At 62.8% G+C, this 13,031-nt stretch carries 14 protein-coding genes and 1 tRNA gene; 6 read left to right on the top strand and 9 right to left on the bottom strand.

Features of this window, described 5'->3' with window-relative positions; genetic code table 11:
- Window positions 1–37: 37 nt before the first annotated feature.
- The 4 genes from FJ946_RS28735 to FJ946_RS28750 are packed head-to-tail and all read left to right on the top strand — an operon-like array spanning window position 38 to window position 5,250.
- Window positions 38–1,045: an ABC transporter permease gene (locus FJ946_RS28735; RefSeq protein WP_140567755.1), complete on the top strand. Its 1,008-nt coding sequence runs from the start codon at window positions 38–40 to the stop codon at window positions 1,043–1,045.
- A complete protein-coding gene (locus FJ946_RS28740) occupies window positions 1,046–2,182 on the top strand; it encodes an ABC transporter permease (protein ID WP_140567758.1) in 1,137 nt (378 codons plus the stop codon).
- A 10-nt stretch (window positions 2,183–2,192) separates the two neighbouring features.
- Window positions 2,193–3,860 carry an ABC transporter ATP-binding protein gene (locus FJ946_RS28745; RefSeq protein WP_140567761.1) on the top strand — a complete coding sequence of 556 codons (1,668 nt, stop codon included), beginning with the start codon at window positions 2,193–2,195 and terminating at the stop codon, window positions 3,858–3,860.
- Window positions 3,861–3,879: 19 nt separating this feature from the next.
- The gene (locus FJ946_RS28750) at window positions 3,880–5,250 is read left to right on the top strand and encodes an alpha-glucosidase/alpha-galactosidase (protein ID WP_140567763.1); all 1,371 of its coding nucleotides are present in this window, start codon (window positions 3,880–3,882) and stop codon (window positions 5,248–5,250) included.
- A gap of 18 nt (window positions 5,251–5,268) precedes the next feature.
- Here the strand turns inward: FJ946_RS28750 and yacG are convergent, their stop codons facing one another.
- The 9 genes from yacG to FJ946_RS28795 all read right to left on the bottom strand — a co-directional run bounded on the left by yacG (window position 5,269) and on the right by FJ946_RS28795 (window position 10,953).
- A complete protein-coding gene (yacG, locus tag FJ946_RS28755; protein ID WP_140501037.1) occupies window positions 5,269–5,466 on the bottom strand; it encodes a DNA gyrase inhibitor YacG in 198 nt (65 codons plus the stop codon).
- Window positions 5,463–6,089 (bottom strand): Maf-like protein, encoded by a 627-nt coding sequence (locus FJ946_RS28760; protein ID WP_140501039.1) that lies wholly within the window; start codon window positions 6,087–6,089, stop codon window positions 5,463–5,465. The genes yacG and FJ946_RS28760 overlap by 4 nt, the downstream gene beginning before the upstream one ends.
- A gap of 22 nt (window positions 6,090–6,111) precedes the next feature.
- Window positions 6,112–6,330, bottom strand: coding sequence for a translation initiation factor IF-1 (gene infA / locus FJ946_RS28765; RefSeq protein ID WP_006200926.1), 219 nt, complete (start codon window positions 6,328–6,330; stop codon window positions 6,112–6,114).
- Window positions 6,331–6,526: 196 nt separating this feature from the next.
- Window positions 6,527–6,937 carry a low molecular weight phosphatase family protein gene (locus tag FJ946_RS28770; RefSeq protein WP_140501041.1) on the bottom strand — a complete coding sequence of 137 codons (411 nt, stop codon included), beginning with the start codon at window positions 6,935–6,937 and terminating at the stop codon, window positions 6,527–6,529.
- Between the two features lie 48 nt (window positions 6,938–6,985).
- Window positions 6,986–7,471 (bottom strand): UPF0262 family protein, encoded by a 486-nt coding sequence (locus FJ946_RS28775; protein WP_140501043.1) that lies wholly within the window; start codon window positions 7,469–7,471, stop codon window positions 6,986–6,988.
- A gap of 5 nt (window positions 7,472–7,476) precedes the next feature.
- A complete protein-coding gene (gene hisD, locus FJ946_RS28780; RefSeq protein WP_140501045.1) occupies window positions 7,477–8,769 on the bottom strand; it encodes a histidinol dehydrogenase in 1,293 nt (430 codons plus the stop codon).
- A gap of 3 nt (window positions 8,770–8,772) precedes the next feature.
- The gene (locus tag FJ946_RS28785) at window positions 8,773–9,207 is read right to left on the bottom strand and encodes a DUF2948 family protein (protein ID WP_140501047.1); all 435 of its coding nucleotides are present in this window, start codon (window positions 9,205–9,207) and stop codon (window positions 8,773–8,775) included.
- Window positions 9,208–9,356: 149 nt separating this feature from the next.
- Window positions 9,357–10,649: a UDP-N-acetylglucosamine 1-carboxyvinyltransferase gene (murA, locus tag FJ946_RS28790; RefSeq protein WP_140525562.1), complete on the bottom strand. Its 1,293-nt coding sequence runs from the start codon at window positions 10,647–10,649 to the stop codon at window positions 9,357–9,359.
- Between the two features lie 127 nt (window positions 10,650–10,776).
- On the bottom strand, window positions 10,777–10,953 hold the full coding sequence (locus FJ946_RS28795) for a hypothetical protein (RefSeq protein ID WP_140501051.1): 177 nt from the start codon (window positions 10,951–10,953) through the stop codon (window positions 10,777–10,779).
- A gap of 161 nt (window positions 10,954–11,114) precedes the next feature.
- Here FJ946_RS28795 and FJ946_RS28800 point away from each other — a divergent pair.
- Together FJ946_RS28800 and FJ946_RS28805 are read left to right on the top strand one after the other, a co-directional pair.
- A tRNA-Thr gene (locus FJ946_RS28800) sits at window positions 11,115–11,189 on the top strand.
- 92 nt (window positions 11,190–11,281) lie between these two features.
- Window positions 11,282–12,850 carry a tyrosine-type recombinase/integrase gene (locus FJ946_RS28805; protein ID WP_140567766.1) on the top strand — a complete coding sequence of 523 codons (1,569 nt, stop codon included), beginning with the start codon at window positions 11,282–11,284 and terminating at the stop codon, window positions 12,848–12,850.
- Window positions 12,851–13,031 lie beyond the last annotated feature (181 nt).

Below are 13,031 nucleotides of genomic sequence, written 5' to 3' on the forward strand. Positions count from 1 at the left end.
AAAAGACGCGATCGGCAAGACGAGGAAGCGACCGTCCATGCTGCGATTTCTGCTCATGCGCATAGCGTCGGCAATCCCGGTCCTTGCCATACTGAGCCTCGTCACCTTCGCCATCATCCAGGCACCGCCCGGCGACTATGCCGACTACATCCGCTCGCAGCTGATCAACCAGGGAGGCGCTTCCTTCGCCGAAGCCGACGCTCAGGCCAACGCCTACCGGATCGAACATGGCCTCGATAAGCCGCTGCCCGTCCAGTATCTCAACTGGATCGGCGGCATCGTCACCCGCGGCGATTTCGGCTACAGCCTCTACTACAACAAGCCGGTAGCCGACGTCGTGGGCGAGCGCCTGCCGCGCACCCTCATCCTGGCGCTTGTGTGCCATCTGCTCGCCTCGGTGCTCGGCATCACCTTCGGCATCTGGGCGGCAACCAGGCAATACACCTGGATCGACTCGACACTTTCGGCCATTTCCTTCCTCGGCATGACGGTGCCGCGCTTCCTGATGGCGCTGATCATCGTCTATCTCCTGGTCTTCCAGTTCAACGTCTCGGAGATAGGCAGCTTCTTCTCGCCGCAATATGGCGGTGCGCCATGGTCGTGGGCCAAGTTCGTCGATCTGGTCAAGCATGTCTGGCCGGTGGTCGCGATCGCCACCTTCGGCGGGCTCGCCTACAACATGCGCGTCATGCGCGGCAATCTGCTCGACACGCTGAATGCGCAATATGTCGAGACGGCCAGAGCCAAGGGGCTGACCGGCAGCGCCGTCGTCATGCGACACGCCGTGCCCAATGCGCTGCATCCGCTGGTCATGTATCAGGGCGTGGTGCTGCCCTACATGCTGACCGGCGAAATCGAGACGGCGATCATCTTCGCGCTGCCGACCGTCGGCCCGGCGATCGTCGGCTCGATGGCGGTCGGCGACGTCTATGTCACCGCCACTTTCATGATGGTGCTGTCGGCCACGCTGATCGTCGGCAACATCGTCGCCGACATGTTGCTGGTCCTGCTCGATCCGCGCGTGCGCCAGTTCGGGGAGAGCTAGATGCTAGCCCGCGATACATCGCCGCCGCCGCTGCCGGCCGAAGGACCCGTCGAGAGACCCGCGCGCGGCAACGAGAGCTACACCGCGCTCGTCTGGCGCCGGCTGAAGCGCTCCTGGACCGGCATGGCGGGGTTCTGGCTCGTCATGCTGCTGATCCTCATGGCGGTATTCGCCGAGTTCCTGGCGCCGATGGACCCGAAGGTGACCGATGTCGCCTTCGCGCCGCCGCAAACCCCTATTTTCCACGACAGGGACGGCAACTTCGTCGCCCGGCCCAGGGTCTATGCGCTGGCGGATTCGGCGGATCTCGATCCGGTCACCTTTCAGCCCATCGTCGGTCCCGACTATGATCATCCAAGACTGCTCGGCCTTTTCGTCGACGGCGCGCCCTACAGGCTCTTCGGGCTCATTGCGGCGAACCGGCATTTCTTCGGTTCGATGGACGGCCAGCCGGTGCATTTCCTCGGCACCGACAAGTTCGGACGCGACGTGCTCTCGCGCGCCATCCATGGCTCGCGCGTCTCGCTGATGATCGCGCTGACGGTGGTCTTCATCATCACCGTCATCGGCACTACGGTCGGCATGGCTTCCGGCTATTTCGGCGGTCGGTTCGATGTCTGGATGCAGCGCTTCGTCGAACTCGTGCTGGCCTTCCCGCAGCTGCCGCTCTATCTGGCGCTGACGACGCTGATCCCGGTCACCGCGCCCACCAACGTCTTCCTCGCCTTCGTCATCATCGTCATGTCGGCGCTGGGCTGGGCGCAGATGTCGCGCGAGGTGCGCGGCAAGACGCTGGCGCTTGCGCGCATTGAATACGTACGCGCCGCCATGGCGGTCGGTGCCACCGACCGGCGCATCATCATGCAGCACATCTTCCCCAATGTGATGAGCCATGTGATCGTCGCGGTGACGCTGGCGATCCCCACCGTGGTGCTGCTCGAATCCTTCCTCGGGTTCCTCGGCTTCGCGGTGAAGCCGCCGCTGATCTCGTGGGGGCTGATGCTGCAGGACACCGCGACCTACTCCGTCATCGGCACCTATCCGTGGATCCTGTCGCCGGTCGGTTTCGTGCTGGTCACCGTCTTTGCCTTCAACGCGCTGGGCGACGGGCTGCGCGACGCCGTCGATCCTTATTGAGGTGGTTGGGATGACGCTCGCGCTCGCCGAACCTTTCGCACCTTCCGTCCGGCACGACCATGACGGACGCCAGGGAGAACCCGTCATCGATGCCCGCAACATCGAGGTCGTCTTCAAGGTCGAGCACGGCACGGTCGAGGCGGTCAAGGACGTCTCGTTCCAGCTCTATCGCGGCGAGACGATCGCCATCGTCGGCGAATCCGGTTCCGGCAAATCGGTGACGGCGCGCACCGTCATGGGATTGCTGTCCCGGCGCGCCACCGTGTCGCCGAGATCGACCGTCTGTTATGATGGGCAGAACATCCTGAAGTTCCCCGAAAGCGCCCGGCGCAAGCTGCGCGGCAACCGCATCTCGATGATCTTCCAGGAGCCGATGAGCTCGCTCAATCCGATCTATACGATCGGCAGCCAGATCGTCGAGGCGATCAGGGTTCATCGCAAGGTCGGCCGGCGGCAAGCCTGGGCACGGGCGCTCGAACTCCTGCAGCATGTCCAGATCCCGGATCCCGTCGCGCGGCTCAAGCAATATCCGCATCAGCTCTCGGGCGGCCAGCGCCAGCGCGTGATGATCGCCATGGCGCTGGCCAACGACCCCGACGTGCTGATCGCCGACGAGCCGACGACGGCGCTCGACGTCACCGTCCAGGCACAGATCCTGAACCTGATCCGCAATCTGCAGAAAGAGCTGCGCATGGCGGTGATCCTGATCACCCATGACCTCACGGTCGTGCGCAAATTCTCCGACTACGTCTATGTCATGCAGCATGGCGAGATGCGGGAGCATAACGTCACCGAACGTCTGTTCTCCGATCCCCAGCATCCCTATACGCAACGACTGCTCGCCTCCGAACCGCGCGGGCGGCCACAACCGCTGCCGGAGGGCTCCGGCACCATCCTCGAAGCGAACGGGGTGCGCGTCTGCTTCATGCTGCGTCACGGCACCTTCCTCAAACCCGACTGGCGCGAGCTGGTCGCCGTCGACGATCTCGATCTCAAGCTTTGCCGCCACGAAACACTGGGACTGGTCGGCGAATCCGGCTCCGGCAAGACCACATTCGGCCAGTGCCTGCTCAGGTTGATCGATGCCAAGCGCGGCGAGATCCGTTTCGACGGCCAGCCGATCCATGGGCTGTCACGGGCCGAGATGCGGCCGCTGCGATCGCGCATGCAGGTCGTCTTCCAGGATCCGTTCTCCTCGCTCAACCCGCGCATGACGATCGGGCAGATCATCGAGGAAGGGCTGATCGTCAACGGCATCGGAGCGACGCGGCGCGAGCGGGTCGAGCGGGTGCGCGAGGCGCTGGTCAGCGCCGGCATGCCGGGCGACATCCTTTCGCGATTTCCGCACGAGTTCTCCGGCGGACAGCGGCAGCGCGTCGCCATCGCCCGAGCCATCGCGTTGGAACCGGAATTCATCCTGCTCGACGAGCCGACATCGGCGCTGGACCTCTCCGTCCAGGCGCAGGTCATCGATCTCTTGCGCAGGCTGCAGGACGAGCGTGGCCTGAGTTATCTTTTCATCTCGCACGATCTCAAGGTGGTGCGCGCTCTGTGTCACCGCGTCATCGTCATGCAGCACGGCAAGATCGTCGAACAGGGACCTGTCGACGAGGTCCTCACCAATCCCAAGACCGCCTACACCGAACGGCTCGTCCGGGCCGCTTTCGACGTGGCCTGAACACATGCCGGAGGTTAGCGTGGCAAGAAATCCCAGGATCACTTTCATCGGCGCCGGCTCGACCGTGTTCATGAAGAACATCGTCGGTGACGTGCTGCAGCGGCCGGCGCTTTCGGGCGCGACGATCGCGCTGATGGACATCGATCCGCAGCGGCTGGAAGAGAGTGCCGTCGTCGTCAACAAGCTGATCGCGACGCTCGGCGTGAAGGCGAAAGCGGAGACCTATTCCGACCAGCGCAAGGCGCTGGCCGGTGCCGATTTCGTCGTCGTCGCCTTCCAGATCGGCGGCTACGAGCCCTGCACCGTCACCGACTTTGAAGTGCCGAAGAAATATGGCCTGCGCCAGACCATCGCCGACACGCTCGGCGTCGGCGGCATCATGCGAGGCTTGAGGACCGTGCCGCATCTGTGGAAGATCTGCGAGGATGTGCTCGCCGTCTGCCCCGATGCGATCATGCTGCAATACGTCAATCCGATGGCGATCAACACCTGGGCGATATCGGAGAAATATCCTGAGATCAGGCAGGTCGGGCTGTGCCACTCGGTGCAGGGCACCGCGATGGAACTGGCGCACGATCTCGATCTTCCCTACGAGGACATCCGTTATCGCTCGGCCGGCATCAACCACATGGCATTCTACCTGAAGTTCGAGCACCGCCAGGCCGACGGCTCCTACCGCGACCTCTACCCAGATCTCCTGCGCGCCTATCGCGAGGGCCGCGCGCCCAAGCCCGGCTGGAATCCGCGCTGCCCCAACAAGGTGCGCTACGAGATGCTGACCCGGCTCGGCTATTTCGTCACCGAAAGCTCGGAGCATTTCGCCGAATACACGCCCTATTTCATCAAGAGCGGCCGTCCCGACCTGATCGAGAAATACGGTATCCCGCTGGATGAATATCCCAAGCGCTGCATCGAGCAGATCGAGCGTTGGCAGGGACAGGCGGAGGCCTACCGTTCGGCCGAGCGCATCGAAGTCGAGCAGTCAAAGGAATATGCCTCCTCGATCATGAATTCGGTCTGGACCGGCGAGCCGTCGGTGATCTACGGCAATGTTCGCAACAATGGCTGCATCACCTCGCTGCCCCGCGAGTGCGCCGCCGAGGTGCCGTGCCTGGTCGACGCCTCCGGCATCCAGCCGACTTACATCGGCGACCTGCCGCCGCAATTGACGGCGCTGATCCGCACCAACATCAACGTGCAGGAACTGACGGTGCGGGCGCTGACGAGCGAGAACCGGGAACACATCTATCATGCGGCGATGATGGATCCGCACACGGCAGCCGAGCTCGACCTCGACCAGATATGGTCACTGGTGGACGAGCTTCTTGCCGCTCACGGCGACTGGCTGCCGGCCTGGGCGCGCGTGAGCCGCAAGACTGAAGCCGCCTGACCAAGCGTCGCTCTTAGCTTATTTCGGCTCGTCGGCGTCGGGTTCTTCCTCGTCGTCGCGGGCTTTGATGACATAGGCGCCCTTCAGCCAGCGGTTGAGGTCGATGTCCTTGCAGCGCTTGGAGCAGAACGGGTAGGTCTCGCGCGCCGAAGGCTTGCCGCATTCGGGGCAGGGGCGCCTTGGCCGCAGCGGCGTCACCTTGTCGTCCGCGCTCATGGCCGCGCCGAGGACCAGTTTTGATGGACCTTGAAGCCTTCGCCCGAAAGCAACGCTACGGTCTCGTAAAGCGGCAAGCCGACGACATTGGTGTAGGAGCCGACCAGCTTGACGACGAAAGCGCCCGCGAGCCCCTGCACGGCATAGCCGCCGGCCTTGCCGCGCCATTCTCCCGACGCGACATAGGCGTCGATCTCCTCGCGCGGCAGCCGCTTGAACCGCACGCGCGTCTCGACCAGCCGCTGGCGCAGTTTGCCGCCGGGCGTGATCAGGCAGATGCCGGAATAGACCCGGTGCGAACGCCCCGACAGCAATCCGAGGCAGTTGGCGGCATCGTCGAGCGTCTCGGCCTTGGGCAGGATGCGCCGCCCGACAGCGACCACCGTGTCGGCGGCCAGCACCAAGGCCGGCGCGTAGTCGGTTTCCGACTTCAGCGAGGCGAATGCCTTTTCGGCCTTTTCCTTCGACAGCCTTTTGGCCAGCGAGCGCGGATGCTCGGCACGCAGCGGCGTCTCGTCGATGTCGGCAGGCAATATGCGGTCCGGTTCGATGCCGGCCTGCTGCAGGAGTTCAATGCGGCGCGGCGAACCCGAGGCAAGCACCAGCTTCAGCAAAATGCTCATCGCGGACCAGTCGGCCTTGATCTTACTTGAAACGATAGGTGATGCGGCCCTTGGTCAGGTCGTAGGGCGTCATCTCGACCAGGACCTTGTCGCCGGTCAGCACGCGGATACGGTTCTTGCGCATGCGGCCGGCCGTATGGGCTATGATTTCGTGTTCGTTTTCGAGTTTCACTCGGAACATGGCGTTGGGCAGCAGTTCCGTGACGACACCCGGAAACTCGAGGACTTCTTCCTTCGGCATTCGATACCTTTGCTTGGATGGTTTCCCGGCGTTTAGAGCATGATGCCGAAAAGTATGAGGCGGTTTTCGGACGACATCATGCTCTACTTCTTTGATCTAGAGTCGGAAGCTGTCAGGTCGAAGAGACCCAACCGCATCCGACTCTAGCCGGAAATTCGGCGGAACCTATATGATAATCGTCGGCTTGTGAACACGCTTAATCCGTCGCGTTTTTTGCTTCCGGAAGCAAAAAACGTCGGCCTATGCGCAACTTCAGCCGTTCACGCACATCGCGATAGGCCGCGATGATCTGCTCGCGCGTGCCGCTGGCGCCGGTAGGATCCGGCGTCGGCCAGTATTCGACCTCGACGGCGAGCGAGCGGGTGAGCTCCAGCGCGGCATGGTGCGCCTCCGGCGCGAGCGTGACGATGAGATCGAAATAGTCGTCTTCCAGCTCGTCCATCGTCCTTGGGTGGCGCTCGCCCAGCGACAGGCCTTCCTCGGCAAGCACGGCATCGACGAACGGGTCACGCTCGCCGCTGCGCACGCCCGCCGAGGCGACGAAGGTGCTGGCCGGCAGCATGCGTCGCGCCAACAGTTCGGCCATCGGCGAGCGCACGGCATTCATGCCGCACAGGAACAGGATCGAACGGGGCTGCGCGCCGGCGGTCAGGGGTTAACCCCGCCAATGGAGCACGCAGACCAGCGTGAACAGCCGGCGCGCCGTGTCGAAATCGATGTCGATCTTGCCGGCGAGCCGGTCCATCAACGTCTGCGAACCCTCATTGTGCAGGCCGCGGCGACCCATGTCGATCGCCTCGATATGGCTCGGCGTCGAGGAGCGAATGGCGTCGTAATAGCTTTCGCAGATCATGTAGTAGTCCTTGACGATGCGCCTGAGCGGCGTCAGCGACAGGATATGGGTGACCACGGCGGAACCGTCGTCGCGCGTCACGGCGAAAACCAGGCGGGACTCGGCCAGCGACAGCTTCAGCCGGTAGGGGCCGGCGCCGCTGTCGTTGACCGGTTGAAAACTGTTCTCCTCGATCAGGTCGAAGATCGCCACCGCGCGTTCGTGCTCGACGTCGGGCGTCGAACGGCCGATCGATTCATCGAGTTCGACATCGATCAGCCTCGCACGGGTTTGATCGGAGCCCGACATGGCGCCTACATGTTCAGCCGTATGGCGACGGAGCGTCCATGCGCGTCGAGCCCTTCCGCCTTGGCCAGCGCGATCGCGGCGGGCGCCAGCGCGCGCAATTGCTCGGGCCCGAGCTTCAGGATCGAGGTGCGCTTGACGAAATCGAGTACCGAAAGGCCTGACGAGAAACGCGCCGAGCGTGCCGTCGGCAGCACGTGGTTGGAACCGCCGACATAGTCGCCGATGGCTTCCGGCGTATGGCGGCCGAGAAATACGGCACCGGCATTGTGCATCCGCGACAGGAAACCCTCGGCATCGTCGATTGCCAGTTCGACATGCTCGGCCGCGATACGGTCGACCAGCGGCAGCGCCGCCTCGATCGCCTCGACCTCGATCACCGCGCCGAAATCGCGCCAACTCGCCGCTGCCGTCTCCGCGCGCGGCAGGTTTGGCAGCTGCCGTTCGACCGCCTCTTCCACCGCCTTGCCAAAGGCCGGATCGTCGGTGATCAGGATCGACTGTGCCGACGCGTCATGTTCGGCCTGGGCCAGAAGATCGGCGGCGATCCAGTCGGGATCATTGTCGCCGTCGGCCACGACGAGCACTTCCGAGGGGCCGGCGATCATGTCGATGCCGACGGTGCCGAACACCTGGCGCTTGGCCGCCGCGACATAGGCATTGCCGGGGCCGACGATCTTGGCGACCGGCTTGATCGTCTCGGTGCCATAAGCCAGGGCAGCGATCGCCTGGGCGCCGCCGACGCGATAGATTTCCGGCACGCCGGCAAGATCGGCCGCCACCAGCACAAGCGGATTGATGACGCCACCGGGTGCCGGCACCACCATGACGATGCGCTCCACGCCGGCGACCTTGGCCGGTATGGCGTTCATCAGCACCGAACTCGGATAGCTCGCAGTGCCGCCCGGCACGTAGAGCCCGACCGCCTCGACCGCGGTCCAGCGCCAGCCGAGCTCGACGCCCGCGGCATCGGTAAAGCGGTCGTCCTTCGGCCGCTGCCGCTCGTGGTAGGCGCGGATGCGGTCGCGCGCGAATTCGAGCGCCTCGATCGTCTGGTGGTCGCAAGCGGCATAGGCGCGGGCGATCTCGTCCTTCGACACGGCAATGCCAAGTTCCCTGAGGTCGGCCCGGTCGAAGCGTCTGGTAAAATCGACGAGGGCGGCGTCGCCGTCGGCGCGCACGCGCGCGATGATCTGGCGCACGGCCGCGTCGACATCGGCCGACACTTCCCTCTTAGTGGTGAGGAAAGCGGCGAAACGCTGTTCGAAATCGGCGTCGGACTGACGAAGCGTGATGGCCATCGCTCAAGCCCTGTGCACGGGACGCGACGTGGCTTCCCACGCGCCGCCGACATCGGCAAGGCGGGCCTCGATGCATTCGACATCGAGCATGATCGCGCCGCCTCCGGAAAAGATCAGCTCGACGATGCCGGCCGGCTTGCTGATCTCGATGAAGCTGATCGCCAGCAGCGACAGCACTTCGGCCGGCTTGTCGCGGGCAATGCCGCTGGTCTTGGCGCCCAGAACCCGATCGAAATGCAGCACGGCCTGGCGCCGTTCATTGTGCTGGCGAAAGAAGCCCGATTTGGCCTCCCAGACGAAACGGTTCATGGTCAGCACGAAACGCTTGGCCGCGGGAAGGTATTCAAGGTCCGAGACTTTCATCACGGCGTCCTGGACGTGGGCGGAGACGATGCTCAGGTCCTGGTCGTCGAGGGCGATAAGCTTGAGGCCGTTCATGCGGATTTCGCACCTGAAAATTGACTGTTCAGCCTTCTGTTAGAGCATGATCCCGAAAAGTGGAAACCGCTTTTCGGAAAAGATCATGCTCAAGCAGGAATCCGGAGGTCATTCCGGTCCGCGCAGCCGTGAGGCGGGCGGCGATCGACCTAAGCCGAGATCCGCTCGATCACCGCGCCGCAATTGGACAGTTTTTCCTCAAGCCGCTCGAAGCCGCGGTCGAGATGATAGACGCGGTTGACCGTGGTTTCGCCTTCGGCCGCCAGGCCGGCAATGACCAGCGAAACGGAAGCGCGAAGGTCGGTCGCCATGACAGGCGCGCCCTTCAATTTCGGCACGCCGTCGACGATCGCCGTCTGGCCCGAAAGCGTGATGTGGGCGCCCAGGCGCGCGAGTTCCTGCACATGCATGAAGCGGTTTTCGAAGATCGTCTCGGTGATGCGCGACTTGCCCTTGGCCATGGTCATCAGCCCCATGAACTGCGCCTGTAGATCGGTGGGGAAGGCCGGGAAGGGCGCCGTCGTCACGTCGACCGGTGAAATGCCGGCGCCGTTGCGCTTGACGCGGATGCCGGAATTGGTCGGCGTGATCTCGGCGCCCGTCTGCGAGATCACGTCCAGCGCGGTCTGTAGCAAATCGGGACGCGCGCCCTCGAGCACGACGTCGCCGCCGGTCATGGCGACGGCCATGGCATAGGTTCCGGTCTCGATCCGGTCCGGGATGACGCGCACGCGCGCGCCCGACAGCGCCTCGACGCCGTCGATGGTGATGGTTGGCGTGCCGGCGCCGGAAATCCTGGCGCCCATGGCATTGAGGCATTCGGCGAGGTTGACGATCTCGGGCTCGCAGGCGGCGTTCTCAAGCACCGTCTCGCCCTTGGCGAGCGACGCCGCCATCATCAGCACATGGGTGGCGCCGACCGACACTTTCGGAAAGACGTAACGGTTGCCGACGAGGCGGCCGTTCCTGGTCTTGGCGATAACGTAGCCGGTGTCGACGTCGATGTCGGCGCCCAGCGCCTGCAGGCCTTCCAGGAACAGGTCGACCGGCCGCGTGCCGATGGCGCAACCGCCCGGAAGCGACACCTTGGCCTCGCCCATGCGGGCCAGCAGCGGGCCGATGACCCAGAACGAAGCGCGCATCTTCGACACCAGCTCGTAGGGGGCCGTCGTGTCGACGATGTTGCGGGCGGAAAAATTGATGGTGCGCGAATAGCCTTCATTCTGCTTTTCGCGGCGTCCGTTGACCGAATAATCGACGCCGTGATTGCCCAGGATGCGGATCAGCTGCTCGACATCGGCCAGATGCGGCACGTTTTCGAGCGTCAGCGTGTCGTCTGTCAGAAGCGACGCGATCATCAGCGGCAGGGCGGCGTTTTTCGCGCCCGAGATCGGAATGCTTCCGGCGAGCTTGTTGCCGCCGACAATTCTGATGCGATCCATGAAGACTATCCCCTCGGCCCTGAAAGCCGGTTTCAATCGTTTGAGTATCGGCCCGTCTAGACCATCGGCCAAGCTGGTTCAAGAAATAGGATTTCCTGGCACCCGACCCAAGAGTGGCGGATTTGAGTTAATCTTTTTGTATTTCCTTCGCCGCGCCGACCCCGTCCGGCCGCTTGCCGGCGTCGCCGGCGCGCCGCGAGCGCGACTGCGCCTTGCGTTTCAGCAGATTCGCGCGCAGCTGCTCGGCCAGGCGGTCCTTGCGGCCGGTGCCGCCCTTTTTCGGTGGAATTGTCTTATCGTTCATCGTCCCGTCCTAGCCGGCGGCCGGCCAGCCCGCTATTCAGGCATAACCAACATTGTGGCGCGGCCATGTCATCAAAACGTATCCGGCAAAGGCTTTCACAGATGCTTTGCACTTGGCCTTGCGCTTGCCGGTTCGATATGGCAGAAGCCCCGCCATCAGCGGCTGCGGTAGCTCAGTGGTAGAGCACTCCCTTGGTAAGGGAGAGGTCGAGAGTTCAATCCTCTCTCGCAGCACCAGATTATCCCATTGAAATCATTGAAGTCATTGACACGCAACGGTTTCTGTCCATTCTGACGTTACAAATGCCGTAACAATTCGGATGGAACTGATGACCGGTCGTGTTCGAAATCTCCTGAATCGGGACGGCCGCTATTTTGCACGGCTTGTAGTCCCGAAAGAGCTTCGGCCGTATATCGGGAAAACGGAATTGCGAACAGGGCTTGGTCCCGACTACAGGACAGCCCTGAAGATGCTGCCTGGTGCTGTCGCCACTCTTCAGCATGAGATTGCACTTGGCGAGCGCCGCGCCGTCGCGGCTGGCGAACAGTCCATCACTGTCGGCCGCTATCCACTTCTTCCACCACAAATTGCCAGCCGAGACTATCAAATGCGCCTGGCCGACGATGCAGAGATCCGTGCGCACCATTATCAATATGCGGGCTTTGAGGTCGACTACGAGGCTGCCAGGCTCTTTCGAGACGGCTACTCGGGAAAGCTGTCCGATGATGAGCTGGAACGGCTGATCGGCGAGCGCCTCGAGGAGTTCAAGTCGTTAGGCAATCATTCAGCCACCAAAGGTGGTCTGGAATGGCGCCTGATCGCACAGGCCCTTTGCGTCTCCGCCTATGAGGCCATGTCCCGGCAACACGAGCGAAATGACGGTGACTTCAAGGGCGAGCCCTCGCACCCGTTGCTAACCACCGCCCAGCCGGTCGAGGATGACCGCCAGCCGGTTTCCCTCAAAGGACTGCTTACTGACTACCTGGATGAGCGTGCCGCCGACGGGAAGGGCCGGGAGGCTCGCAAGCGTTGGACGCCTGTTTTCGCTGACCTGTCCAATTTCATCCGGCATAACGACGCCCGTAAGCTCACCAAGCAGAACCTCCTCGATTGGAAAGATGCGAGCCTGAAAACTCTTGCGAGCAAGACCGTAGGTGACGTGTATCTGGCATCCGTGCGCACGGTCTTGAAATGGGCCGTGAACAATGATCGGCTCGAAACCAACGTGGCGGAAAACGTTCGTATCAAGGTTTCGAAAAGGCAGCACTCGCGCGAAAAAGGTTTTACCCTGGACGAGGCGGTTGTGGTTTTGAAGGTCGCTAGCGACCATCAACCGAAACATTCGGACAATCCACAAACGCGGGAAGCACCGCAGACGACCGCCGCGAAGCGTTGGTCGCCCATCCTATGCGCGCACACCGGGGCACGCATTGCAGAGATCACTCAGCTTCGGAAACAGGACTTCCGTTATGAAAAAGGTGTGCCGGTCGTTCGGATTGCCCCCAACGCTGGTTCGGTGAAGGCTGGCAACTATCGCGATGTTCCCTTGCATCAGCAGCTAATCGACCTTGGCTTGATGGATTTCGTGGAGGGCGCTGCCGACGGCCCGCTCTTCTATCCAGCCTCAGAAAAAAAGGACGGGACCCTTCCGGCGCGAACCGTCGCAGGCCGAATAAGTGAGTGGTTGCAGGCTAAGAAGGTCATCCCAGAAGGCGTGAGCCCCAGCCATGGTTGGCGACATAGGTTCAAGACAGTCGGTCTTGAGATCGGCGTGGCTGGACGGATACTTGAGGCGATCCAAGGTCATGCGGGCCGAACTGCCGGCGACGACTATGGGGATGTGACAATCACTGCGAAGGCGTCCGCGATTGCGCGGCTACCGCGGTATGAATTTTAAAACGACAGCGCATTTACGGCGCACGAAGGCTCGATGTAGCGCGATGACCCCAAATACATACCCCAGCAGGCCAAATAGCTAGGCAACAAGACTGTGCTCGAATCATGTATCCCCAGCTTGCGATATTTTGATCGGCTTAGTAGAAATCGTCGGGGCATCCTCGATCCGACTTGACATCGGG

The sequence above is a fragment of the Mesorhizobium sp. B2-4-7 genome (genome assembly GCF_006442685.1).
Classification (GTDB): domain Bacteria; phylum Pseudomonadota; class Alphaproteobacteria; order Rhizobiales; family Rhizobiaceae; genus Mesorhizobium.

What these genes read in the sequence shown, in the direction of transcription:
- FJ946_RS28735 (WP_140567755.1), top strand. Translation starts at nt 38, where the DNA reads ATGCTGCGATTTCTGCTCATGCGCATAGCGTCGGCAATCCCGGTCCTT.
- FJ946_RS28740 (WP_140567758.1), top strand. Translation starts at nt 1,046, where the DNA reads ATGCTAGCCCGCGATACATCGCCGCCGCCGCTGCCGGCCGAAGGACCC.
- FJ946_RS28745 (WP_140567761.1), top strand. Translation starts at nt 2,193, where the DNA reads ATGACGCTCGCGCTCGCCGAACCTTTCGCACCTTCCGTCCGGCACGAC.
- yacG (WP_140501037.1), bottom strand. Translation starts at nt 5,466, where the DNA reads ATGAGCGCGGACGACAAGGTGACGCCGCTGCGGCCAAGGCGCCCCTGC.
- FJ946_RS28760 (WP_140501039.1), bottom strand. Translation starts at nt 6,089, where the DNA reads ATGAGCATTTTGCTGAAGCTGGTGCTTGCCTCGGGTTCGCCGCGCCGC.
- infA (WP_006200926.1), bottom strand. Translation starts at nt 6,330, where the DNA reads ATGCCGAAGGAAGAAGTCCTCGAGTTTCCGGGTGTCGTCACGGAACTG.
- FJ946_RS28770 (WP_140501041.1), bottom strand. Translation starts at nt 6,937, where the DNA reads ATGAATGCCGTGCGCTCGCCGATGGCCGAACTGTTGGCGCGACGCATG.
- FJ946_RS28775 (WP_140501043.1), bottom strand. Translation starts at nt 7,471, where the DNA reads ATGTCGGGCTCCGATCAAACCCGTGCGAGGCTGATCGATGTCGAACTC.
- hisD (WP_140501045.1), bottom strand. Translation starts at nt 8,769, where the DNA reads ATGGCCATCACGCTTCGTCAGTCCGACGCCGATTTCGAACAGCGTTTC.
- FJ946_RS28785 (WP_140501047.1), bottom strand. Translation starts at nt 9,207, where the DNA reads ATGAACGGCCTCAAGCTTATCGCCCTCGACGACCAGGACCTGAGCATC.
- murA (WP_140525562.1), bottom strand. Translation starts at nt 10,649, where the DNA reads ATGGATCGCATCAGAATTGTCGGCGGCAACAAGCTCGCCGGAAGCATT.
- FJ946_RS28795 (WP_140501051.1), bottom strand. Translation starts at nt 10,953, where the DNA reads ATGAACGATAAGACAATTCCACCGAAAAAGGGCGGCACCGGCCGCAAG.
- FJ946_RS28805 (WP_140567766.1), top strand. Translation starts at nt 11,282, where the DNA reads ATGACCGGTCGTGTTCGAAATCTCCTGAATCGGGACGGCCGCTATTTT.